The following is a 21,582-nucleotide window of genomic DNA, read 5'->3' on the forward strand; positions in this document are numbered from 1 at the left end:
TTGGCACGGGCGCCGGAGAGCGGACTCCCCGGCGCCCGCAGGGGCTTAGAGCGGCACCGGCTCCGTGTTTTCCGGAGACGTCGCCATGATGGCGTCGATGCCCACGCCATCCTTGTCATCGCTGGTGGTCAGGATCACGTTGCTGACGGCCACATAAAACGCATCGAGCAAGACCACGGGGGGCGGGTTGACGCCGCCATTGCCGTTATCGCCGCCGTGGCTGCTGCCACCGCCGCCGCAGCCGGCGAGCAGGGCCGTGAGCGCCAGGGCGCCGATTACATAGAGCTTTTTCATCGCGTTCTCCTTGTTACAGCTGCGGCGAGCCGGCCACGGGATTTTTCAGGTAGGGAAAACCTGCCGTGAACGATGTTTCGTCGAGGAAGGCGCCATCCGTGAAATGCAGAGCGCCGGCGGGAGCGTCGGCCGGGGCGCAGCCGATGTTCAGGGTGCACAGCTTGCCCATCGCCACGCGCAGCACCACGTCGACCACGTCGTCGCCTGGGCGGCGGCCGTTCGGGAAGCCCGCGTTATCGCCGCCGATGACGCCGAGGCGGTTTTGCGCACCGACATTGGTGGCGGCGATCGACGTATTCAGGCGCAGCATTTCCGATGCCGTCACGGTGACGGGCTGGTTCACGCCCTTGATGCCCGTGAGGAAAGTGGCCACCAGGTCGTTGCGCGGAAAGTTGGTGGGCGCCTTGGCGCCTGCCGAGCCAAACAGTACTTCCACCAGGGCCGGCGCCGTCGGGTTGGTGACGTAATCGGCAAATTGCGCGTCGCCGGACGGCTTGCTGGCATTGAAGCGGTCCTTGTCCTTCAGGCCGATGACCAGTTCATTCACCAGCGGCATGCCCAGGCGCGACACTTGCACCCACGCGCCGCCTTCCTTCGAGGCCCCCGTAGCCGTGCCGGGTGCCGGGTTCAGCAGTCGTCCCTGGCGCAGGCTGGCCGTGGTCCAGCCGCCGATGACAGGATCGCTGCCCGCTGTCAGGCAGGTGGTCGGCACTTCCATTTCGATAGCCGTGACGTTTTTGCGGGCCAGGTCATCCTTGGCAGCAGACTCTGCATTCGCGGCAAACTCCGTGGCAGGCGCCTTGATGTTGATCAAGTCGAACGTTTCGCCCAAATTCACCACGAAGGGATCCTTGCGCTGGCCGACGAACAGGCGTGCCGGCGTGGCGCAGCCGGGAATGTTGACGGCGTATACATGCTGCGCGGCATACGCGGCATAGTTGGGGATGGCCTTGTTGCCGATATTGTCGACGGGCTTGTCGAAGGTTGTGCCGCCACCTGTGGCGTTGGTGACGCTGCTGCGCGTACCCGTGCGGCGGTCGCCCCGCACCACCGTCACGCTGTAGGTTTCGCGCACGTTCAGGCCGGCCGGATTGACGGAATCGATGGCGCCGCCGTTGATCACCAGCGGAATCGAGACTTTCTTGCCGCCCACCGTGAATTGGCCATCCTTGATGGTGTTGGTGAAGCGGAACTGGAAGGTGAGGTCTTCCTTGCCGTCGCCATTGTTGTCGATATGGATTTCGTACAGGGCGTTGGGATCCATGGCGAAGTAATTCGGGCCGCCGTAGGCGTCTTGCAGGGGAATATAGTCGGCCACCAGGGTGGTGTAGGCGCTGCGGCCCGTTTCATAGCTGCGGAACATATAGAAGTCGGTGGCGTCGACTTTGGGGGCTTGCGTGATGAACGGCGCTTCGCGGTGGCTGGAAGCGTAGGCGGCTGGCGCGATGGCCAGGGCCAGCAGGTTGCCCAGGAGTGCGGCGCCCAGGGTGGTTTTCGACTGTGATAAAGACATTTCGATTCTCCCGATTTTTGTTAGCGTTGACAGACAAGTCCAAGAAACTGCAGGCTGCCTGACTTATACGAACGGTTACAAAGAACGGATTCAACTCTTTATCAAAGTGTGCAGATGAGCTTGCCGGCCCCTTACCAGGCCAGCACTGTGGGGCCAAGGGCCGTGCCGATGGCGGTCGGCACCAGTATGCCCAGCACATACCAGAAACCGACGAAGCTGGCCGCCAGCTCCGGGCAGTGCAGGCAATACACGAGGGCTGCCATGGCGCCGGCGGCAAAGCCGGCAGCCGCGCCCGCCAGGCGCAGGCGCGTGGGCGCCAACTGGCGCATCAGGCGCAGCACGGCGGCCAGTATGGGCAGCGACAGCAGGGCGATCAGCAAGGGGCAGCTGCGCCAGGTGGCGCCCCAGAACAGTTCGGCCCGTTGTTCGGGCGGGGCCTCCTGCAGGACGATGGCGCCCAGCGCCCACATCAGCAGCAGGGGCATGGCGAGCAGCAGGGGCAGGGCGCGCGTGGCGGCGCCCGGCGCGCATAGGCGGCGGCCGACATGCCAGGCCGCCAGGCAGAGGCAGACGACAAAGCCGACCTTGATCCAGAAATCGGGCAGCAGTGCCAGCTGTTCCAGGTTGGGCCGCACGCCCAGCTGCATGGCCATCAAGGCCACGCTGGCCAGCAGGCCGGCGCCCAAGGTGGCGGGGGCGCGCCAGCGGGCGCCCGGGGGCGGCGCGGCGGCCACGTCGGGGCCGCTGGCCAGCATGGCGATCAAGTCATCGGTTTTCATGATGTGCTTCCTTCTATCCTTAAATTGGCCGCCAGTGCCTTCAAGCCGCGATGCACGGCCACCTTGACGCTGGCTTCCGATATCTGCATGGCGGCCGCCGTGTCGCGCACGGACCAGCCGTCGAGCTTGGTATGCACGATGGCGTCGCGCTGCTGTGCCGGCAAGCTGGCCAGCAATTTTCCCAGATCGCGGCTGGCCTCGGCCGCCTCGGCGTCGGCGCTGGAAAACAGTTCCTGCGCGCTGTCTTCTTCGTCATACGGCAAGTGTTGCGCTTCGCGCCGCCCGTGTCGGCGCAGCCAGTCGATCAATTTGTAGCGCGCGATCGCATGAATCCACGACGTCAGCGGCACCCCCGTGTCATATGTCAAGCGCTGGTTGTGGATGGCCAGCAAACATTCCTGTACCAGGTCTTCCACCTCGTCCGGCCAGCGTAGCAGGCGGCGCCGCAAAAACGCGCGCAAATGGCCGCTGGTGGCCTGCAAGAAACTGCGATACGCCAGCGCATCGCCCTCGAGCCCGCGCAGCATCAAGCCGTGCAGCCGCAATTCCGTGCCGTGCAACTGCTCGCTAACAGGTATTCGTTGCATGCAGGCCTTTGGTGACAGACGTTGAGAAAAATAAATCTAAAAATAATGGCAGGTGGTTGTAACCAATTCGGCCATCGCGGCGAATTGACAAGCAAGCACGTTTCTTGATTCACTATAACGGGTAGTCATCATGCATATCAAGCACCGCCTCGCCGCCAGCCTCGTTCCACTCTGTCTGTGGGCCGCGACGGCACCCGCTTACGCGCAGATGGCGGCCGGCCAGCGCTGCGCCGTGCAAAGCGGGCCACGCACGGCGGCGCTGGTGGAGCTGTACAGCAGCGAAGGCTGCTCCAGTTGTCCGCCCGCCGACCGGCGCCTGAACGCCTTGCGCAAGGAAGCGGGGGCGGCCAGCCTGATCGTGCCGCTGGCCCTGCACGTCACGTACTGGGACCAGATCGGCTGGACGGACCCGCTGGCGCAGGCGCAATTCGACGCCCGCCAGGCCGAGCTGCTGCGCCACCAGCCGCGTCAAGTGGCCTACACGCCCCAGTTTTTCGTCGGCGGCATGGAATTGCGCAGCTGGGATACGCAGCTGCCGGCCGCCATCCGCCGCATCAACGCGACCGCTGCGGCCGTCAACATCAGCCTGGCCGCCACCCCGGGGCCGGGTGGCAAGCTGCTGCTGGAAGCCAATGCCAACGCGCCGGACGCGCAGACGGGCGGCCAGTTATATGTGGCCATCAGCGAAAGCGGCATCGTCTCGAAAGTGCTGCGCGGCGAAAACCGCGGCGCCACACTGCAGCACGATGCGGCCGTGCGCCTGTGGCTGGGGCCAGTTGCGCTGGCGCAAGGCCGCGCCCAGCTGCGCCGCGAAGTCAGGCTGCCCGCCAGCTGGCGCCCCGAGAACCTGCAAGTGGTCGCCTTCGTGCAGCGGGCCGACAGCAGCGCCATCCTGCAAGCCGTCAGCACAGCGCAATGCGCGAAAGGAGTGTTGTGATGTCTACGCCTACTGTTTCAAATGCCGTGATCCACCCCGTTTGGCTGCGTCTCACGCACTGGCTCAATGCCGTGGCCGTCGTGATACTGACCACCAGCGGCTGGCGCATCTACAACGCGGCGCCATTCTTCCCGTTCGAGCTGCCGCGCGCCCTGACCCTGGGCGGCTGGCTGGGCGGCGCCCTGCAATGGCATTTCGCCGCCATGTGGCTGCTGGTGGCCAATGGCTTGCTGTATCTGATCATTAATATTGTCACGGGACGGCTGCGGCGCCAGTTCTTTCCCCTCTCGCCGCGCCTGCTGCTGGCCGATGTTGTCGCCGCGCTGAAGGGTAAGCTGGCGCATGCGGACCCGCACCGCTACAACATGGTGCAGCGCGCCGCTTATCTGTTCGTCATGCTTGACTGCATCGTGCTGGTGCTGTCCGGCCTGGTGCTGTGGAAATCCGTGCAGTTTCCCCTGCTGCGCGAGCTGATGGGCGGCTATGAGAGCGCGCGCAGAGTCCACTTCATCTCCATGGCGTTGCTGGTGGGCTTTGTCGGCGTGCACTTGCTGATGGTGGCGCTGGTGCCGCGCACCCTGGTCGCCATGCTGCGCGGCCGTTAACAGGTAGGGTACGGGAGATGAGCATGAAAAAAACCATCATTGTGCAAGAGCCGGGCCAGGCCATGCTGGCGGACGCCTTGCGCCAGATCAAACAGCCGTCGCGCCGCCTGTTCTTGCAGCGCAGCCTGAGCCTGGGTGGCCTGTCCTTGCTGACGGGCTGTAACGTCAGCGACGCTTCCAGCATCGAGACAGCCTTGACGGCAGTTTCGCGCTTCAACGACCGGGTGCAGGGCTGGCTCTTCGACCCGAACAAATTGGCGCCGACGTATCCCGATTCCATGATCACCCGGCCGTTTCCCTTCAACGCGTATTACGGCGAGGACGAGGTGGAAGAGGTCGATGGCGACGCCTGGCGCCTGGAGTTGAGCGGCTTGATCGCCGACAGGAAGCCGTGGAGCTTGCCGCAGTTGCGTGCCTTGCCGCAGGAAACGCAAATCACGCGCCACATCTGCGTGGAAGGCTGGAGCGCCATCGGCAAGTGGGGCGGCGTGCCGTTTTCGCACTTCCTGAAGCGGGTCGGCGCCGACACGACGGCCAAATACATCGGTTTCCAGTGCGCCGACGATTACTTCACCAGCATCGACATGGCCACGGCCCTGCATCCGCAAACCATCATGGCCTTGACGTATGACGGGCAGGAATTGCCGCCGAAATATGGCTACCCGATGAAATTGCGCATGCCCACCAAACTGGGCTACAAGAATCCCAAGCACATCCAGGCCATCTTCGTGACGAATACGTATCCGGGAGGGTATTGGGAGAATCAGGGCTACAACTGGTTTGGCGGTTCCTGAACACTTTTAGCAACACCTGCAGCACCGTAGTCGCTTTCACACCGGGCACTTGCCCATTTAACCTAGAGACAAGGACATATCATGAAAACCACCATCACCGCCATCATCGCTTCCGCCATCCTCATGTCGGGTGCCGCGTTCGCCCAGGACGCCATGAAAAAAGACGCTATGGCCAAGGACGCTTCGGCCGATGCCATGCACAAAGATGCGATGGACAAGGATGGCATGCACAAGCCGATGACCAAGAAACACATGAAGAAGGATCACATGGCCAAGGATGGCATGGCAAAAGATGCCATGGCGAAAGACGGCATGAAGAAGGATGCAATGAAAAAGGACGAGATGAAAAAGGATGCGATGGGCAAGTAAGGCCGGAGCAGATCGGGGCGTGGTGACTGCCTGTCACCACGCTGCCGGGTTGATCACGCCGATGGCCATCAATGCTGGCTTGCAAAATAGATATCCCTGCATCAAGTCGATGCCCATCGCCCGCAAACAATCGCGTTCGGCGGCCGTTTCGATGCCCTCCGCCAGGACTTGAATGTTGAGTTCCTTGCAAATGGCGATGATGCCCTTGACGATCGCCTGCCTGGGCGCGCTGGCCTCGATGCCGCGCACCAGTTCCATGTCGATCTTGATGATGTGCGGCTGATACTCCGCCAGCAGCGTCAGTCCCGCGTAGCCTGCGCCGAAATCGTCGATGGCAGTCTGAAAGCCGAAGCGCCGATACTCATGGAAGATGTTGACGAGGTGGGGCCGGTCGCGCACTTCTTCGCCCTCGGTCACTTCAAAAATAATGCGGCTGATGGGGAAATTGTATTCGCGCGCCGCAGCAAAAGTGGCCTGGATGCACGCCTCGGGGCGATACACGGCGTTCGGCAGAAAATTGATGGACAGATATTCCTGGATGCCCAGCCGGGCCGCACCCTCGATGGCGCGCACGCGGCAAGCCTGGTCGAATACATAGCGGTTTTCGTCGTTGACCTGGGACAAGATCGAGTATGCCGATTCGCCGTTGGGACCGCGCACCAAGGCTTCATGGCCAAAGATCGAGCGTGTGGACAGGTTGACGATCGGTTGATAGGCAAAGGTGAAATCGAAGCCCAGTGGCTCGGCTTGCTGGCACTGGCTGCAGCCGGCCTTTTTCCCGGCTTGGCCCGGGGTGTCGCTGGAGGACGTCATGGTAGTGCTGGCCTCAGATAAAAGGTACAAGGTGTATATGGCATTTATACCACGGCCCTGCGCCAGTGGCGCTATATTTATGCCCCGCAAAACAGGGGAGGGCTGTGCCAAGGGGGGTGAAATGCGACAGAAAATGATGCAAGTTTCCTCATAGCAATAATTGACTGGCTAATTGCCGACAGGCGCTGTACTATTTCCTTTAAGCAATTTACCAGTTCCGATGCGTCATGTTGTCACCATGACCCGCCCATCGGAACAACTGACCGCCCGCCGCCCATCCCCCGCGGTACTTCCCCGCCTACCGGCCCTTGCGCGCAGTCGTACTGGCTTGCTGCATTCGACGATATCGTTTCAGGTGTTTCACCTCTGCTGCCTGCCGCTTGTCGCGAAACGACCATTCTTTCTCAAGTTGGCCATGATGGCCCGGGATACGCTGCGCGCTTTTTTTCGCGGCGCCTTCCTCAAGCCGTCCCGGCATACGCACGTGACTCCATTCATGCGCAGGCTGCGCAAAAAGAATCCCATGAAATTGCCTCCATCGACACTGGCGCTGCTCGTTACGCTGGCATGCACTGCCGCGCAAGTCCACGCCGAAGGCGTGCCCCTGTTTGGCCAGTCGCTAGCTGGCGCTTCCGTGTTTGCACTCACCTATGCCACCACCGGCGCCAACTCGACCGTCACGGGCGATATCGTCTCGGGCGATGTCGCCACCATGGGCGCCGCGTCGCAGCTCAGCGGCAATCTGCTGTCTCTGGGTGCATCCACCATCGGCGCCAATGCGGTGGTGAGCGGCAATATGCTCAGTGGCGGCGCCGCTACCGTCGGCGCCCATGCCACTGTGGCCGGCAAGGTGGCGGCGCTGGGAGCGGTTACCTTGTCCGCCAGCAGCACCACCCATGGTGCAGGCCCGCTTGCCGCGCTGCCGGGGAACGTGCTGAGCAATGCGCAACAGATCGGCGCCGCGCAGGCCGCACTGAAGAATATGCGGCAGGGTACCGCCCTGGGTACGACCATGACGCTCGACACCACGCTGTACCCGGGGGTATTTACGGCGGCCAATCTGTCGACCACGGCCGGCATCACGCTGACCCTGGATGGACAGAACCGGCCCAATCAATCCTGGGTGTTCAATATCGACGATTACCTGGTCACGGGGGCGGCCATGAAAATTGTCTTGATCAATGCCGATGCCAGCAACAGCGTCATCTGGAACAGTGGCGGCTACACGAGCCTGGGGGCCAGCGGCGAGTTCATCGGCACCGTTCTGGCAAAGGACTATGTCAGCGTAGGTGCGGGCACCAGCGTGACGGGCGTGGGAAGCGCATGCGGCGGGCTCTATTCCGCCACCTCGTATGTGTCGACGGGCGACGGCGCGCGCATCGGCGGCAATGGCTGCAGCGGCACAGGCAGCGGTTTCGATATCGTGGACGGTACCGCTGTTCGCAACGTCGACATACCGGCAGTGCCGGAACCGTCCACCTACGCCATGCTGCTGGCCGGTCTTGCCCTGCTTGGCCTGATGCGGCAGCGCAAGCAGGCGCGCCTGTAAGGGGACGCCAGGCGAGCAAGATGCCAGTTTGCAATTTGTAGTAAGCTGGTCGCCTCCTGATTTCCTGCATGCACAGTCATGACCGAACCATCCGCCGCCGCGCTGTCCCCGGAAGCACCTCCCTCCGACAAATCGATCCGCCGCCGCTCGCTGTTCGCCGCCTGTAGCGCACATGCCGTGCATGACGGCTTGACAGACGTGATCTATGTGCTGTTGCCCATCTGGCAGGCGCAGTTTGCCATCAGTTACGCCATGGTGGGCCTGTTGCGCGGTTCCTACTCGGGCATGATGGCCGGTTTTCAATTGCTGGCCAGCCGCCTGGCCAGACGCTGGGGACGCGAGCGCATGCTGGTGGGCGGTACGGCGCTGGCCGGCGTCGCTTACCTGATCGCGGGGCAGGCGGGTGGCCTGGCCGTGCTGCTGTTCGCCTTGCTGCTGGGCGGTCTGGGGGCCAGCACCCAGCATCCGCTGGCTTCGTCCATCGTCACCGATACGCACGAGGCGGGCGGCGGCGTCAAGGAAGCGCTGTCGCACTACAACTTCGCCGGCGACATCGGCAAGACCCTGATTCCCGCGCTGGTGGGCTTGCTGTTGCTGGTGTGCAGCTGGCAAGCCAGCGTCTCGCTGTTGGGGCTGCTGGGCCTGGCGGCGGCCGGCTTGCTATGGTGGTTGCTGCCGAAGCCGGGCGAGCTGCGGGCCGGCAGCAGGAAGGCGGGCAAGACCATCGGGGGCAGCGGCTCGAAAGGCAGCTTTCGCGCGCTGCTGGCCACGGGCACCCTGGACAGCGCCGTGCGCATGGGCTTTCTCACTTTCTTGCCATTCTTGTTGAAAAGCAAGGGCGCGGGCACGGCCGGCATCGGCGTGGCCCTATCGCTGCTGTTTGTGGGCGGCGCCTTCGGCAAGCTGCTGTGCGGCTATCTGGGCGCGCGCATCGGCATGATGAAGACTGTGTGGCTGACCGAATCGATGACGTCCGTGCTCATCGTCGCGGCCCTTTGGCTGCCGCTGGCAGGCATCATGGCCATGCTGCCCCTGCTGGGGCTGGCGCTGAACGGCACCTCGTCCGTGCTGTACGGCGCGGTGCCGGAACTGGCCCAGCCCGGCAAGCGCGAGCATGCATTCGCCCTGTTCTATACGGGCAGCATCGGCGGCGGCGCGCTGTCGCCCGTGCTGTTCGGCGCGCTGGGCGACCATACCAGCGTGCCCACGGCCCTGCTGGCGCTGGCGGCCGTATTGCTGCTGACCTTGCCGCTGGCGTGGAAAGTGCAGCGGGGCGTGGCGCACGGTGGCGAGGCAGCGTGACTTGCCCGCCAGCACCCCATCGTCTACACTCGCCGCATGAAAAATTTTGAAAAGCGGCGCGACCGCTATGACTTGTTCCGGGCGTTTGACAATCCCCTCGTCAACATCAACTTCCAGCTCGACGTGCCGGACTTCCGGCCCTGGTGCAAGGAACGGCACATTCCCGTGTTCCACTTCTTCCTGTTTTGCCTGCTCAATACGGTCAGGGAAATCGACAACTTCATGTACCGCATCTACCAGGGCGAAGTGATCAGGATTGACGATTTCCCCGCTTCCTATACCGTTATCAACGGCGACGATAACCTGAACTACACGCGTTTCACGATGACGGACCAGCTCGATCTCTTCATCGCACGCAGCCTGGAAGCGAAACGCTTCGCCGAAGCGAGCAGCGCGCTGATCAATACGGGCGAGGGTGAGACGGAGCGCCAGCAGCGCAACAACATCTTCATCACCTGCCTGCCGTGGCTGGACCTGGCGGCCATCGAACACCCGATCTACCGCCACTGCGACGCCGACATCCCGACTTTTACCTGGGGCAAGTTCGGCCCCGCGCAGCCGGATGGCCGCATGCGGGTGCCGTTTTCCGCGCAGGCCCACCATGGTTTTGTCGACGGCTACCATGTGCAGAAACTGGCGCAGGCGCTGGCGCAGCGCATCGCCGCGATTATTTCCTAGTCTAGATAATCGCTGGGCGCCTGGCCCAGCACGCGGCGGAAGGCGGCCGTGAAGGCGCTGGGGCTGGCATAACCGAGATCGAGCGCGATCCTGGTGACGGCTTGCCCCTCGGCCAGGCGCGTGATGGCTGCCAGCAGGCACGCTTGCTGGCGCCATTGGGCAAAGGCCAGTCCCGTCTGGGCGCGGAACTGCCGCGTAAAAGTGCGCCGGCTCATGCCGGCCTGCATCGCCATCGCATCCAGGCGGCTGTCCAGGCTGGGCTGGCGCAGCATGTCCATGCACAGCCGCGCCAGCCGGGGTTCCTGGGGCAGGGGCGCGCTCAGGGGCAGGGGCCTGGCAGCGGCAATTTCGTCGAGCAGCAAGCCCATCAGTCGTCCGGCCCGCGATTGCTCCGCATACAAGGCATCGATGGTCACGGCCTCGGCCAGCAACTGGCGCAGCAGCGGCGAGGCGTCCAATACCTGGCAGTGGAGCGGCAAGCCGGCCCCGACGATGGCGGGAGGATCGATAAACACGTTGTGCATGGTCACGGCGCCATGCATGCGCATGCCGTGGATGAGATGGGCCGGTACCCAGCAAGCCCGCTGCGGCGGTACCAGCCAGTTGCCTTGCGGCGTGTACACGCTGATGACGCCGCGCGCCGCATACGCAAATTGCCCACGCGCATGGCTGTGGCTGGGGAACATCTGGCCGGGGGCATGGTCGCGCGCGGTGGCGATCAAGGGGCGCGGCACTTCCGTATAAAAATCATCCATGGCCCGTACTCTACAGTATTTGACCTGCTATCGAAGGCGGGCCGCCTGCTGTCCGCTTACCATCACACTCTTTTTCAGGAGTGTGTATGCACAATACCTATCATCGCGTGGGCCATGGCTCCCACGCCGTCATCGTCCTGCACGGCTGGTTTGGCGACGCGCAGGCCTTTGCGCCGATGGAAGCGGCCCTCGATGGCGGCGCTTTCAGCTATGTCTTCATGGATAATCGCGGCTATGGCGGCATGCGGGGCGCAGCAGGAGAATATTCGATGGAAGAGGTTGCCCGCGACGCCCTGGCCTTGGCCGATGCGCTGGGCTTTGCCACCTTCAGCGTGGTCGGGCACTCCATGGGCGGCATGGCGCTGGAACGGCTGGCCTTGCTGGCGCCCTTGCGCCTGCGCAAACTGGTGGCCGTGGCGCCCGTGCCCAGCTGCGGCGTGGCGCTGGACGGGGCAGCGCGGCAACTGTTTCTCGACGCCAGCGGCAACCAGCAAGCGCGGCGCGCCATCATAGATCGCAGCACGGGCGGACGCTTGCCAGCCACATGGCTGGACTGGAAGGCGCAATACTCGTGGGAAAGGTCGGATCCGGCCGCGTTTGCCGCCTGTTTTCTGGCGTGGAGCGGGACGGATTTCAGCGGTGAAGTGATGCGGGCGGCGTCGCCGTTACCCTTGCTGGCGCTGGTGGGAGAGCACGATCCCCGTTTCGACGCGGCCCTGATGCGCCGCACCTACCTGGCGTGGTACCCGCAAGCCCGGCTGGAGGTGCTGGGCAATGCGGGACACTATCCGATGAATGAAACGCCGCTGGCCCTGGCGGCCAGCATCGAGGCGTTTTTATCGGCGCAGTGACTTTACGCCGTCTTGGCGCGCAAGCGCAGCAGGCTCAGGCCCAGCAAGACGAAGGCGCCGCCCGTGATGCGGTTGAACAGCCTGGCGCGGCCCGGCGTGGCCAGCTGGGTTTTCAGCAGGCGCGCCAGGTTGGCGTAGAACAAGTGGGCCAGCATGGCGCAGGCGACAAACGAGGTGGTCAGCACGGTGAACTGGATGGCCACCGGTTCGCCTGGCGTGATGAATTGCGGGAACAGTGCCGAGAAGAACAGGATGGCTTTCGGATTGGTCAGCGCGACCGTCAAGCCCTGGCGGAAGAGTTTCCAGAAGGAATTCGGATTCGCCGCGCCAGCCACCACGGGCGCATCGGCCACGACGCTGGTCTTGCTGCGCCATTGCTTGATGCCCAGGTACACCAGATACAGGGCGCCAGCCAGTTTCAGCAGCATGAAGGCCGTGGCCGAGGTAGCCAGCACGACGCCCATGCCGGCCATGGCCACGCCGGAAATGATGAACAGGCCAAAGCCATTGCCCATGCTGCTGATCATCGCGCGGCGCGGGCCGACGGCGATGGCGTTCGAGATGGCCAGCAAGACGGCCGGGCCGGGAGAAAACGTGACGAGCAGGGCGACGCTGCAGAAAAGCAGCCAGTTCGAGAGATGCATGGGTGTTCCTGGGTGGGGCCGAAGCCGGATTGAGAGTCAAAACACGCATATTGTACGAAGTTTTCGGCTCCCGCGTCGGCTAGCCTGGCCCGAAACTGGCCAAGTTCATGCAAACAGACTGGCGACCCCATGGTTGATGGCGGCGCCACCGGCGATCAGCCAGCAGAACAGCAGGCCCGCCAGCAGCAGGGGCTTGATGCCGGCGCGGCGGATGGCCGACATGTGCGTCGTCAAGCCCAGGGCCGCCATGGCCATGGCCAGCAAGGCCGTGTCGAAGTCGGTAATGGTGGACACTGCGCTCGCTGGCAGCAGGCCCAGTGAATTGAAGGCGACGACGCCGATGAAGATGAAGGCGAACCAGGGAATGGCCAGTTTGGCTGCCTTGTCGTGGCCACTGTTGCCTCCTTTGGCCGTGCCGCGCGCCAGCACCGCCGACAGGATGACGAGAAACGGCGCCAGCATCATTACGCGCACCATTTTGGCGATCACGGCCGCGTTCGCCGCTTCTTGCCCGATCGACTTGCCGGCCGCCACCACTTGCGCCACTTCATGCACGGTCGAACCGATATACACGCCGAAGGCCTCAGGCGTGGCGCCCAGCACCTGCCAGTCCAGATTCCACCGGTATAGCAAGGGGTACAGAAAGATGGCGATGGTGCCGAACACCACGACGGTGGAGACGGCGACAGTCACATCTTCGCTGCGCCCCTTGACGACGGGTTCCGTCGCCATCACGGCCGCCGCGCCGCAGATCGAGCTGCCCGCGCCGATCAGAATGGCGCTGTTGCGTTCCAGCTTGAACACCTTGGTGCCGAGCAACATGGCCAGGCCAAACGTGGACGCCAGCACCAGCGCGTCGATGGCGATGCCGGCCAGGCCCACCTGCCCGATATCCTGGAAGGTCAAACGAAAGCCGTAGAGGATGATGCCGAGTCGCAATAATGTCTGTTTGGAAAATGCCACGCCCGCGCCGCAAGCGGGCGCCAGGCGGCCATACACGCTGTTGCCCAGCACAATGCCCAGCATGATGGCCAGGGTCAGGGCGCTCATGCCGTGGCTTTGCATCCATTCCAGCTTACCCAGCGCGATGGCCCCATAGGCGATCGCGCCGCTCAGCAGCAGGCCCGGAAAAAGGCGGCCATAGCGGTCGCTGAAACTTGTTGTGTTGCTTGTTGAGAGAGTAGACATGCCGTACTCCATGGTTCTTTGTTCGTATGGCATGACTGTACAGTTCGTAGATTAAATGGTAAAACGGATTGTTTTTGTATGTTTAACCAATTAAATAGATAGATTTGATGGCCTTAACTTTGCGGCAACTGCAGATTTTTCTGGCCGTGGCGGACACGGGCAGCACCAGCGCGGCCGGCGAGTTGATTGCACTATCGCAATCGGCCACCAGCGCTTCCCTGAATGAGCTGGAAACCTTGCTGGGCGCGCAACTGTTCGACCGGGTGGGCAAGCGTTTGCTGCTCAATGACAATGGCCGTTTGCTGCTGCCGCAGGCGCGGCAAATGCGCGACGGGGCCGCCAGCATCGAGCGCCAGTTTGCGGGCGCCGAGCCGTCCGTGCCCGTCAGCCTGCAAATCGGCGCCAGCACGACGATAGGCATTTATTTGCTGCCGCAGATACTGGCCCAGGCGGCGCAGCAGTACGGGCGCAGCATTCCACAGGTGACGATTGCCAACACGGCCGACATCGCGTCCGCCGTGGCGGAGTTCCGTGTCGATATCGGCTTGATCGAAGGGCCGTGCCACGAAGCGGGCTTGCTGGTGGAACCATGGCTGACGGACCAGATGCTGATCGTGGCCGCGCCCACGCATCGGTTGGCGCAACTGCGTCATCTGCTCAGTTTTACGGAATTGAACCAGGCGGGCTGGCTGCTGCGCGAAGCGGGCTCGGGCACGCGTGAAGCCGTGGAGCAAGCCTTGGTGCCGTACTTGCATTATCTGCGCCCTGCGGGCGAGTTCAGCAATTCGGAAGCCATCAAATATGGCGCCGCGGCGGGGCTGGGCATCGCCTGCCTGTCCCGCGTGGTGGTGGCCGATCTGCTGGCCAGCGGGCAACTGGTGGAACTGGAGACCATGCTGCCGCCATTGGAGCGCAACTTTTACCTGATACGCCAGTCCAAGAAGATACTCTCGCCCCGTTTGACGGGTTTCCTGGAATTGTGCCGCCACGCCTCGCGCATGGCAGCTTAGGTGCGTGCTTCATTTTGGCCGCGGAGCTTGTAATGCCGCATCGGGCGGCGCCAGCGCACCTGCGCGCAGCCTTTTGACGGCTACGGCCACGGCACGCGCCACGTTGCGCACTTCTTCCTGCATATTCGTATCGCGGTCCAAGGTCTCATGGCTTTGCGCATAGCTGTCGTAATAGCCGATGTAGCGGTCCAGTCGTGATTTCGCGCCCGCGTCGACCAGGCCCATCCAGTCCAGCCAGTCCGACAGGCCGCGCCGTACCCCTTCGATGCCGGCCACGTCGCCGTGCACGACGAGGCCATACGCGCGCCCGGCCAGGTGTTTCGGGTAGTTCCAGCCTTGCAATTCCAGCGCCTTCGCTTCCATGGCTTTCTTGCCATGCGTGGACGTGGGGTCCGGGTTGCCGCCGTCGGCGCAGACGAGCCGGTCTATCATCAGTTTCAGCACGCTGGGCGTCTGGTACCAGTACACGGGCGTGAGGATGATGACGGCGTGCGCGGCCGTCCAGCGCTCGTAAATGTCCGCCATCCAGTCATTCGTCTGGCGTTCGCCATGGTTCGGGTAGCAACTGCACGGCCAGTGGCACAGGGGCATGGCCGTCGAGACGCAGCCCTTGCATGGATGAATGTGCAAGTCATACGCAGAGGTCAGCAAACTCAGGTCCAGCACGTCCGCTTCGATGGCGTCCGCCTGTAGCACTTCTTTTGCCCATTGCGTCATGCGCCAGGTCTTCGAAATTTCACCAGGGCAAGAACCGTCGTTGCGTGCCGCGCCGCAGATCAGCAGCACGCGCGACGGCGTGGCCGGATCTTTCTGACGCGCCTCGGCGGCCAGCAGGCGGTCGCGCGTGGCGAGCCACTCCACGGATAAATCGTAGTCGGGGTCGGCAAAACCCGGTCCTGCCTTCTGCGTGACGGGCGCCTTGCGGCCATCCTGGTAATTCTTCCACGCCACTTCTTCCACCTGCACCAGGGCGCCGCGCACGGCGTCGAACGTGGGGTCGGCAAACGAGCGGATGTATTGCAAATGAAATTCGACCCTGCCCAGCGGTGCGGGCGCCTGGCCCTGGCGCGGCTGGGGAGAGGGGGGAGTGGCGGACATGGCTTCTCCTTGAAGTGATGATGCGATCTTGCTGGAGGACCGGCAGCAGGTCTGTGCGCTGAACAACTGTGCAGCGATTACTTGTCATATTCCCGTTTATGGGATAAGTTCCCATATATGGAAAATTCAATCGTCACAGAGAACGATACGGAGCAGCGGCTGGCGGCGCGCCTGAAACAGTTGCGCGTGGAGCGGGGCTGGTCGCTGGACCAGCTGGCCAGTGCCAGCCAGGTCAGTCGCGCGACATTATCTCGCCTGGAAAATGGCGAGGTCAGCCCGACGACGGTCGTGCTGGGCAAGCTGTGCGCCGCGTATGGCCTGGCCATGTCGCGCCTGCTGCGCATGGTCGAGGACGATTTCCCGCCCCTGCTGCTGCGGGCCCAGCAAAGCGTGTGGACGGACCCAGCTACCGGTTTTATCCGCCGTTCCGTCTCGCCCCCGTCACGCGCGCTGGCTGGCGAAGCGCTCGAATGCGAGCTGGCCGCAGGCGTGACGATCACCTACGCGGCCTCGCCCCGGCCCGGCATGGAACACCATCTGTTGCTGCAGGAAGGCAAGCTGAACGTGACGGTTGACGGCCGCTCGCACGATCTGCTGGCCGGCGACTGTCTGCGCTACCAGCTGCACGGCGCCAGCGCGTTTATGACGTCGCCAGACAGCGGTGCCCGCTATTTTCTCTTTCTTGTCTGAGGTTGATATGTCCGCATCGCTACGCCACTTTTCGTCCACCGATATTCTGGAACGCTTGCCGGAACTGGGCGCCTTGCTGCAAGACTGCGTGCACGACGGCGCCAGCATCGGTTTTATCTTGCCGTTCGACACGGCGGCCAGCCAGGCGTTCTGGGTGGATAACGTGTTGCCGGCCGTCACGCGCGGCGTGCGCCTGCTGCTGGTAGCCGAAGTGGACGGGAAGGTGGCCGGTGCCGTGCAGCTGGACTGGGACACCAATCCCAACCAGGCGCACCGGGCCGAAGTGCGCAAGCTGCTGGTCGCGCCCGCTTTCCGCCGGCGCGGCCTTGCGCGCCAGCTGATGCAGGCGCTGGAAGAGCAGGCGCGCCTCTTGCCGCGCAGCCTGCTGACCCTGGATACGCGCAGCGGCGACCATGCCGAACCGTTGTATTTGTCGCTCGGCTACGTGGTGGCGGGCAGCATCCCCGGATATGCGCTGGCGCCGGCCGGCGACCGGCTGGATGCCACCACCGTCATGTACAAGCAGCTGCGGCGATAGCATATTGAGAGCGGCGCAGCGATGGCGGGGGAACTCAGGCTTTCAGCCGCGCTCTAACGTTTGTGGCAGGCAGGTTTGCCGGCGTCGTGACGGTGTGGCTGGCCTGTGCGGCCACCAGGCTGATGCCGTGCGGCGCCTGGGCAGGTGCCTGGTCACGGCTCAGCTTGAAGATGTCGACTGTGCCCGACAGTCGCGTGGCGCGCTGCTGCATGCCGGCCGCCGCCGTCGATGCCTGCTCCACCAAAGCCGCGTTTTGCTGCGTGACCTGTTCCATCTGCACGATGGCGGCATTGACTTGTTCGATGCCGGACAATTGCTCGCCGCTGGCCATGCTGATTTCGCCCATGATGTCCGTTACGCGGTGCACGCTGGCGACAATCTCGCGCATGGTGGCGCCGGCCGTGTCGACCAGGCGCGCGCCGGCGTCGACCCGCTCCACGGAGTCGCCGATCAATTGCTTGATTTCCTTTGCCGCACCGGCTGAGCGTTGTGCCAGGGTACGGACTTCAGCGGCCACGACGGCAAAACCGCGCCCTTGTTCGCCGGCCCGTGCCGCTTCCACGGCCGCGTTCAAGGCCAGGATATTCGTCTGGAAGGCGATGGCGTCGATGACGCCGATGATGTCAACGATTTTTTTCGACGAAGCGTTGATCGAGCTCATGGTGTCGACCACTTGCGCCACCACCGTACCCCCTTTGCCGGCCACCGCCGCAGCCGATTGCGCCAGTTGATTGGCTTGCCGTGCGTTATCGGCATTTTGCTTGACGGTGCCCGTCAGCTCTTCCATCGAGGCGGCCGTGCGCTCCAGCGAGCTGGCTTGCGCCTGCGTGCGCTGCGACAAGTCCTGGTTGCCAGCCGCAATCTGTCCCGAGGCGCCCGCGATGTCGTGTGTGCCGCCGCGCACCTCGCCCACGATATTGATCAAGCTGGCATTCATGTCTTTCAGGGCTTGCAGCAATTGCCCCACTTCATCACGGGAATCGACGCGGATATGCTCGCTCAAGTCGCCGCCAGCCACCTTGCGCGCCACCTTGACGGCATGCCGCAAGGGTCGCACGATGCCGCTGCTGATGAACCAGGCCGTCGCCAGGCTCAACACGCCGCCGACCAGTCCCAGCGCAATGATCAGCATGCTGGTATCGTGCGCGCGGGCCATCGCGGCCTCGGCCGCCGTGCGCATCTGCGCCGATTGCGTGGCGATCTGCTGGTCGAGTTCGCGCAGGGCAGGCTGTTCTTGCGTGCTGTTGCGCGTGGCCTGCAATTGCGCAATACGCGCATAGCGCTGGTTCACGCTGCTATCGATTTCCCCGCTCACCGCCGACAACTGCCAGGTGCTGATGACCACCACCACGGCCAGTAAAAGCGAAGTAAGCAAAAATCCTGTGGTCAGGCGCACACCGATACGTATGTTTGAAATATTCATGTCCCCTCAGCTGTTGTCCCATGGTCGCCGTCTTCCATACCGGCGGCATGGCGTGGCGCTTGTCCCCTGAAGTTGCCGGGGTGAAATGAGTGTAGCAGCGCGTTACTAAGTAATCTATAAATATTTCCATATTGGAATTGGTCACTGCTTGTTTGGCAACAGCGGCTAAATATTGTCGAAATTGTTGCCAGATAAAATCACCCGCCGTATTCCAGACTCGTCCTACCTCGATCCCCGGCATCGTCCGACTGGCGCATGCCGCTGCCGCGCCTACACTATTCCTTGCACGGACCCGGCGGCGGGTCTTTCTTCTTATACACAGGGGGCTGAGATGGCGGATATACAGGCAGGGTCGGACGGCGCGGCAAAACAGGAAATGACGGCCAAGCGCCAGAATGTGGTCGACTGGATTTCCATGATCCTCTTGATCGTGGGCGGCTTGAACTGGGCGCTGGTGGGCCTGTTTGATATCGATATCGTGGCCCGCATCCTGGGCGCGATGTCGACGGCGTCGCGCGGCGTGTACATGCTGGTGGGGCTGGCGGCGCTGTATTCCATCTATCTGTGCGTGCGCAAGCTGCCAGCCAAGCCCTAAGGGAAGCAATGCCTGTCCGTGCCCATCCCTGGCGCGAATGCGAATTCAAGCAGCTGGAACGGGGCTTCAAGCATGAAGGGCGTTATCCGGGCGGCGCACAAGAAGCGTAAGGGCTGGCTGCAAGCGCTGAAGGCTTGAGCTGCTGTCATGGCTTGATGGGCCGTGCCTGTCTGCCTGTCCGCACGCGGGCAGGCCAGTGCCTGACCTGCTTGCTTATTGCTTGCTTACTGCGTGCGCAGATAGGCCAGCAAGTCGGCCACTTGCTGGGCGTTCCCAATGCCCCAGAAGCGCATGTTATTGCCAGGAATGAAATCGCTGGGGGCTTTCAGGAAACCGGCCAGATTTTGCTCGGTCCAGACAATATTCGCGTTTTTCATGGCCGCCGAGTATTTATAGTCGGTGGTGGCACCGGCCTTGCGGCCGATCACGCCCGTCAGCTTGGGGCCGAAGCCGCCGCGCGCCGATGGCCCCACCTGGTGGCAGGAGGCGCACTTGCGAAACGCGGCCTTGCCCGCTTCGGCATTGCCGATCAGGGTGGCGGGAGCGGCGGCTGCGTGCGTGATGGCAGCGTGCGTCAGCAGCACACCTGCGGAGGCAAGAGAGAAGAGAGAGCGAAAGGTGGATGTCATCGGTGCGGCGGGCATGCAATGTGTGGCAATGTGTGGCGAGCGATGAGGCATTTTACAGGCGCACATCAAAACCTGCTCGCCAGCACGGACATGGATGCCAGGAAGCGGCGCAGGCAGCGCTCCAGGAGGGGGGAATGCCGCTAGCGCTTGCCGCCTTGGGCGCCCAGCGCCGCCATGGCCGACGCGAACACGATGCAGGCGATGGCCAGCCATTGGGTCAGGCTCAGCAGTTCTCCCAGCACGGCCATGGCGGCCAGCGCGCTGACGGCGGGTGCCGCGCTGCTGAACATGCCGAACACCCCTTGCGGCAAACGGCGCAGGGCAAAGATTTCCAGCGAATACGGCAGGGCGCTGGACAGCATGGCGATTGCCAGGCCCATCAGCGCAATCGATGGCGCCAGCAGGGCCGTGCCCGAATACGCGACGCCGATGGGTACCGTCACCATGGCCGCCACCGTCATGCCCCAGGCCACGGCTTGCCCGCCCTGCAAGGTCGAGGCGCGCTTGCCGAAGATGATATACAGCGCCCAGCACAGCGCCGCCCCCAGAGCGTAGGCCACGCCGACCGGGTCCAGGCTGCCCGGGCTACCTTGCAGGGGCAGCAATAAATAGAGACCGAACACGGCGCACGCCACGGCCAGCAAATCGCGCGGCCGGCGCGACGACAGCATCGCCACGGCCAGCGGCCCCGTCACTTCGATGGCCACGGCGATGCCGATCGGTATCAGCGCAAACGCCCGGTAAATCAGCAAGTTCATCAGCCCCAGCACGGAACCGTAGACCAGCAAGTTCAGCACATCCTTGCGCGTCAGGCGGTAACGCCACGGCCGGAAGATCGCCAGCAGGATCAGCGCCGAAAACCCCACGCGATACGCTGTAATCCCCTCAACCCCGATGACAGGAAACAGATTCTTCGCAATCGCCGCCCCCAGGTTGACGGAAATCTGCCCTCCCAGTACGGCCAGGGAAGGGAGCAGGATGCTGTCGGGGAGGGAGGAGGTCGAGGCGGGGGAGGTCATGGAGCGGTATTCTAATATGCAACAGGCCGTTAGTCGCTGGCCGATCTGCTACGGATGGCATTTATTCGCCCGTACTGGCTGCGATGTGGAGCGGGCACTGTTGTAATAGTGCAAGTATTATCTGGTAATGCTATTCTGCCAGTACACCTCTGATCAGTGGGGTGCCGCCACCGATTCTTTGTCTCTATGGAGCCGCTCTATGAATTGCAAAAGCATGGCAGTGACCGTCACCTTGATGTTTGCCGGCGGCATGGCTGGAGCACAAGCTTTGCCGCCGCAGGCGCAATTGCCGGCCTGGGCAACGCACCAGTTCGATAGTCTGGCCAAACGCGAATCGGTCGAAGTGAGCGCGCGCATGAACCCGTTTGTCCTGCGCGGCGATTTCGATGGCGATGGCAAGGGTGATCTGGCCGTGCTCGTCAGGAACAAGGACAGCAAGAAGGCGGGCATCGCTTTCCTGTTCAGGCAAAATATGGTGCCCCTCATCGTCGGTGCCGGACATGCCTTGTCCAACGGCGGCGACGATTTCGCCTGGCTGGAAGTGTGGCAAGTGGAAGACAAGGGTTCGCTCCAGCACAGCTACCCTGAAAAATCGCTGAGGCTGAAAGCGGACGGGATCGTCGTGGCAAAAGAAGGTTCCGCCAGTGCATTGATATATATGAAAGGCGACAAGGCGATATGGCAACAGCAGGACGATTGAGGAATTTGCCGACTGGTAAACAGACCACGGTAGCACACTATATCAAAATAAGGCTTGTAATTGAGAAATATCTATTGCAACATTGCCATATTCGAGGGCTGTCACATTAATGTTGCGCTTCATTGGTAGCTTCATTTTTTTTGAGATTTTTTCAGCGCGCTGATTGCCATAGGCATAGTCAGTCATGTTAATTTACAATCTCCGCTGTCGCACCGTCAGTAG

At 62.9% G+C, this 21,582-nt stretch carries 26 protein-coding genes; 13 read left to right on the top strand and 13 right to left on the bottom strand.

From position 1 onward, the window contains the following. Positions 1-45: 45 nt before the first annotated feature. The 4 genes from ACQ4WS_RS05170 to ACQ4WS_RS05185 form a co-directional block, all read right to left on the bottom strand. A complete protein-coding gene (locus ACQ4WS_RS05170) occupies positions 46-294 on the bottom strand; it encodes a hypothetical protein (protein WP_436474268.1) in 249 nt (82 codons plus the stop codon). Between the two features lie 13 nt (positions 295-307). Beyond that, a complete protein-coding gene (locus ACQ4WS_RS05175) occupies positions 308-1,807 on the bottom strand; it encodes a DUF4331 domain-containing protein (RefSeq protein ID WP_436474270.1) in 1,500 nt (499 codons plus the stop codon). Positions 1,808-1,938: 131 nt separating this feature from the next. Continuing rightward, a complete protein-coding gene (locus ACQ4WS_RS05180; RefSeq protein ID WP_436474272.1) occupies positions 1,939-2,586 on the bottom strand; it encodes an NrsF family protein in 648 nt (215 codons plus the stop codon). Beyond that, on the bottom strand, positions 2,583-3,173 hold the full coding sequence (locus ACQ4WS_RS05185) for a sigma-70 family RNA polymerase sigma factor (RefSeq protein WP_436474274.1): 591 nt from the start codon (positions 3,171-3,173) through the stop codon (positions 2,583-2,585). Before ACQ4WS_RS05185 ends, ACQ4WS_RS05180 begins: the two co-directional genes overlap by 4 nt. 130 nt (positions 3,174-3,303) lie before the next feature. On the opposite strand from ACQ4WS_RS05185, the gene ACQ4WS_RS05190 reads away from it, so the two are divergent. The 4 genes from ACQ4WS_RS05190 (at position 3,304) to ACQ4WS_RS05205 (ending at position 5,878) form a co-directional block, all read left to right on the top strand. Beyond that, positions 3,304-4,110, top strand: coding sequence for a DUF1223 domain-containing protein (locus tag ACQ4WS_RS05190; protein ID WP_436474276.1), 807 nt, complete (start codon positions 3,304-3,306; stop codon positions 4,108-4,110). Then, the gene (locus ACQ4WS_RS05195) at positions 4,110-4,715 is read left to right on the top strand and encodes a cytochrome b/b6 domain-containing protein (protein WP_436474278.1); all 606 of its coding nucleotides are present in this window, start codon (positions 4,110-4,112) and stop codon (positions 4,713-4,715) included. The genes ACQ4WS_RS05190 and ACQ4WS_RS05195 overlap by 1 nt, the downstream gene beginning before the upstream one ends. Before the next feature lie 62 nt (positions 4,716-4,777). Beyond that, complete coding sequence (locus ACQ4WS_RS05200) at positions 4,778-5,509, top strand: molybdopterin-dependent oxidoreductase (protein ID WP_436474572.1); 732 nt, start codon at positions 4,778-4,780, stop codon at positions 5,507-5,509. An 81-nt stretch (positions 5,510-5,590) separates the two neighbouring features. Further along, positions 5,591-5,878 (top strand): pentapeptide MXKDX repeat protein, encoded by a 288-nt coding sequence (locus ACQ4WS_RS05205; RefSeq protein ID WP_436474280.1) that lies wholly within the window; start codon positions 5,591-5,593, stop codon positions 5,876-5,878. Positions 5,879-5,911: 33 nt separating this feature from the next. On the opposite strand, the gene ACQ4WS_RS05210 is transcribed toward ACQ4WS_RS05205, so the two are convergent. Then, on the bottom strand, positions 5,912-6,691 hold the full coding sequence (locus ACQ4WS_RS05210) for an EAL domain-containing protein (RefSeq protein WP_436474281.1): 780 nt from the start codon (positions 6,689-6,691) through the stop codon (positions 5,912-5,914). Between the two features lie 523 nt (positions 6,692-7,214). Between ACQ4WS_RS05210 and ACQ4WS_RS05215 the strand changes: the two genes are divergently transcribed. The 3 genes from ACQ4WS_RS05215 to ACQ4WS_RS05225 all read left to right on the top strand — a co-directional run bounded on the left by ACQ4WS_RS05215 (position 7,215) and on the right by ACQ4WS_RS05225 (position 10,220). Beyond that, positions 7,215-8,240: an ice-binding family protein gene (locus ACQ4WS_RS05215; RefSeq protein WP_436474282.1), complete on the top strand. Its 1,026-nt coding sequence runs from the start codon at positions 7,215-7,217 to the stop codon at positions 8,238-8,240. Between the two features lie 78 nt (positions 8,241-8,318). Then, positions 8,319-9,542 (top strand): MFS transporter, encoded by a 1,224-nt coding sequence (locus tag ACQ4WS_RS05220; protein ID WP_436474283.1) that lies wholly within the window; start codon positions 8,319-8,321, stop codon positions 9,540-9,542. Positions 9,543-9,578: 36 nt separating this feature from the next. Further along, on the top strand, positions 9,579-10,220 hold the full coding sequence (locus tag ACQ4WS_RS05225; protein ID WP_436474285.1) for a CatA-like O-acetyltransferase: 642 nt from the start codon (positions 9,579-9,581) through the stop codon (positions 10,218-10,220). Here ACQ4WS_RS05225 and ACQ4WS_RS05230 read toward each other — a convergent pair. Then, positions 10,217-10,975 (bottom strand): AraC family transcriptional regulator, encoded by a 759-nt coding sequence (locus tag ACQ4WS_RS05230; RefSeq protein ID WP_436474287.1) that lies wholly within the window; start codon positions 10,973-10,975, stop codon positions 10,217-10,219. The two genes, ACQ4WS_RS05225 and ACQ4WS_RS05230, sit on opposite strands and share 4 nt — an antisense overlap. Before the next feature lie 86 nt (positions 10,976-11,061). On the opposite strand from ACQ4WS_RS05230, the gene ACQ4WS_RS05235 reads away from it, so the two are divergent. Then, the gene (locus ACQ4WS_RS05235; RefSeq protein ID WP_436474288.1) at positions 11,062-11,826 is read left to right on the top strand and encodes an alpha/beta fold hydrolase; all 765 of its coding nucleotides are present in this window, start codon (positions 11,062-11,064) and stop codon (positions 11,824-11,826) included. A 2-nt stretch (positions 11,827-11,828) separates the two neighbouring features. On the opposite strand, the gene ACQ4WS_RS05240 is transcribed toward ACQ4WS_RS05235, so the two are convergent. Together ACQ4WS_RS05240 and ACQ4WS_RS05245 are read right to left on the bottom strand one after the other, a co-directional pair. Then, the gene (locus ACQ4WS_RS05240) at positions 11,829-12,470 is read right to left on the bottom strand and encodes a LysE family translocator (protein ID WP_436474290.1); all 642 of its coding nucleotides are present in this window, start codon (positions 12,468-12,470) and stop codon (positions 11,829-11,831) included. 105 nt (positions 12,471-12,575) lie between these two features. Beyond that, positions 12,576-13,658: a YeiH family protein gene (locus ACQ4WS_RS05245; protein WP_436474292.1), complete on the bottom strand. Its 1,083-nt coding sequence runs from the start codon at positions 13,656-13,658 to the stop codon at positions 12,576-12,578. Positions 13,659-13,765: 107 nt separating this feature from the next. Here ACQ4WS_RS05245 and ACQ4WS_RS05250 point away from each other — a divergent pair, with 107 nt between their 5' ends. Continuing rightward, complete coding sequence (locus tag ACQ4WS_RS05250; RefSeq protein WP_436474294.1) at positions 13,766-14,668, top strand: LysR family transcriptional regulator; 903 nt, start codon at positions 13,766-13,768, stop codon at positions 14,666-14,668. A 9-nt stretch (positions 14,669-14,677) separates the two neighbouring features. On the opposite strand, the gene ACQ4WS_RS05255 is transcribed toward ACQ4WS_RS05250, so the two are convergent. Next, on the bottom strand, positions 14,678-15,766 hold the full coding sequence (locus ACQ4WS_RS05255; protein WP_436474296.1) for a flavodoxin family protein: 1,089 nt from the start codon (positions 15,764-15,766) through the stop codon (positions 14,678-14,680). Positions 15,767-15,883: 117 nt separating this feature from the next. On the opposite strand from ACQ4WS_RS05255, the gene ACQ4WS_RS05260 reads away from it, so the two are divergent. Together ACQ4WS_RS05260 and ACQ4WS_RS05265 are read left to right on the top strand one after the other, a co-directional pair. Continuing rightward, positions 15,884-16,456 (top strand): helix-turn-helix domain-containing protein, encoded by a 573-nt coding sequence (locus ACQ4WS_RS05260; protein ID WP_436474298.1) that lies wholly within the window; start codon positions 15,884-15,886, stop codon positions 16,454-16,456. 7 nt (positions 16,457-16,463) lie between these two features. Continuing rightward, positions 16,464-16,994, top strand: coding sequence for a GNAT family N-acetyltransferase (locus ACQ4WS_RS05265; protein ID WP_436474300.1), 531 nt, complete (start codon positions 16,464-16,466; stop codon positions 16,992-16,994). 34 nt (positions 16,995-17,028) lie between these two features. Here the strand turns inward: ACQ4WS_RS05265 and ACQ4WS_RS05270 are convergent, their stop codons facing one another. Beyond that, positions 17,029-18,417 (bottom strand): methyl-accepting chemotaxis protein, encoded by a 1,389-nt coding sequence (locus ACQ4WS_RS05270; protein WP_436474302.1) that lies wholly within the window; start codon positions 18,415-18,417, stop codon positions 17,029-17,031. 331 nt (positions 18,418-18,748) lie between these two features. Between ACQ4WS_RS05270 and ACQ4WS_RS05275 the strand changes: the two genes are divergently transcribed. Beyond that, positions 18,749-19,012 carry a DUF378 domain-containing protein gene (locus ACQ4WS_RS05275; protein WP_436474304.1) on the top strand — a complete coding sequence of 88 codons (264 nt, stop codon included), beginning with the start codon at positions 18,749-18,751 and terminating at the stop codon, positions 19,010-19,012. Positions 19,013-19,236: 224 nt separating this feature from the next. Here the strand turns inward: ACQ4WS_RS05275 and ACQ4WS_RS05280 are convergent, their stop codons facing one another. Then, entirely contained in the window at positions 19,237-19,641 is a 405-nt protein-coding gene (locus tag ACQ4WS_RS05280; protein ID WP_436474305.1) for a c-type cytochrome, read from the bottom strand. A 140-nt stretch (positions 19,642-19,781) separates the two neighbouring features. Beyond that, complete coding sequence (locus ACQ4WS_RS05285) at positions 19,782-20,660, bottom strand: EamA family transporter (RefSeq protein WP_199534278.1); 879 nt, start codon at positions 20,658-20,660, stop codon at positions 19,782-19,784. A gap of 214 nt (positions 20,661-20,874) precedes the next feature. On the opposite strand from ACQ4WS_RS05285, the gene ACQ4WS_RS05290 reads away from it, so the two are divergent. Further along, complete coding sequence (locus ACQ4WS_RS05290; RefSeq protein ID WP_436474307.1) at positions 20,875-21,360, top strand: hypothetical protein; 486 nt, start codon at positions 20,875-20,877, stop codon at positions 21,358-21,360. Positions 21,361-21,402: 42 nt separating this feature from the next. Here the strand turns inward: ACQ4WS_RS05290 and ACQ4WS_RS05295 are convergent, their stop codons facing one another. After that, positions 21,403-21,546 (bottom strand): hypothetical protein, encoded by a 144-nt coding sequence (locus tag ACQ4WS_RS05295; protein WP_436474308.1) that lies wholly within the window; start codon positions 21,544-21,546, stop codon positions 21,403-21,405. Between the last annotated feature and the right edge of the window lie 36 nt (positions 21,547-21,582).

The sequence above is a fragment of the Janthinobacterium leeuwenhoeki genome, assembly GCF_051380795.1.
In the GTDB taxonomy this organism is placed as follows: Bacteria; Pseudomonadota; Gammaproteobacteria; order Burkholderiales; family Burkholderiaceae_D; genus Janthinobacterium.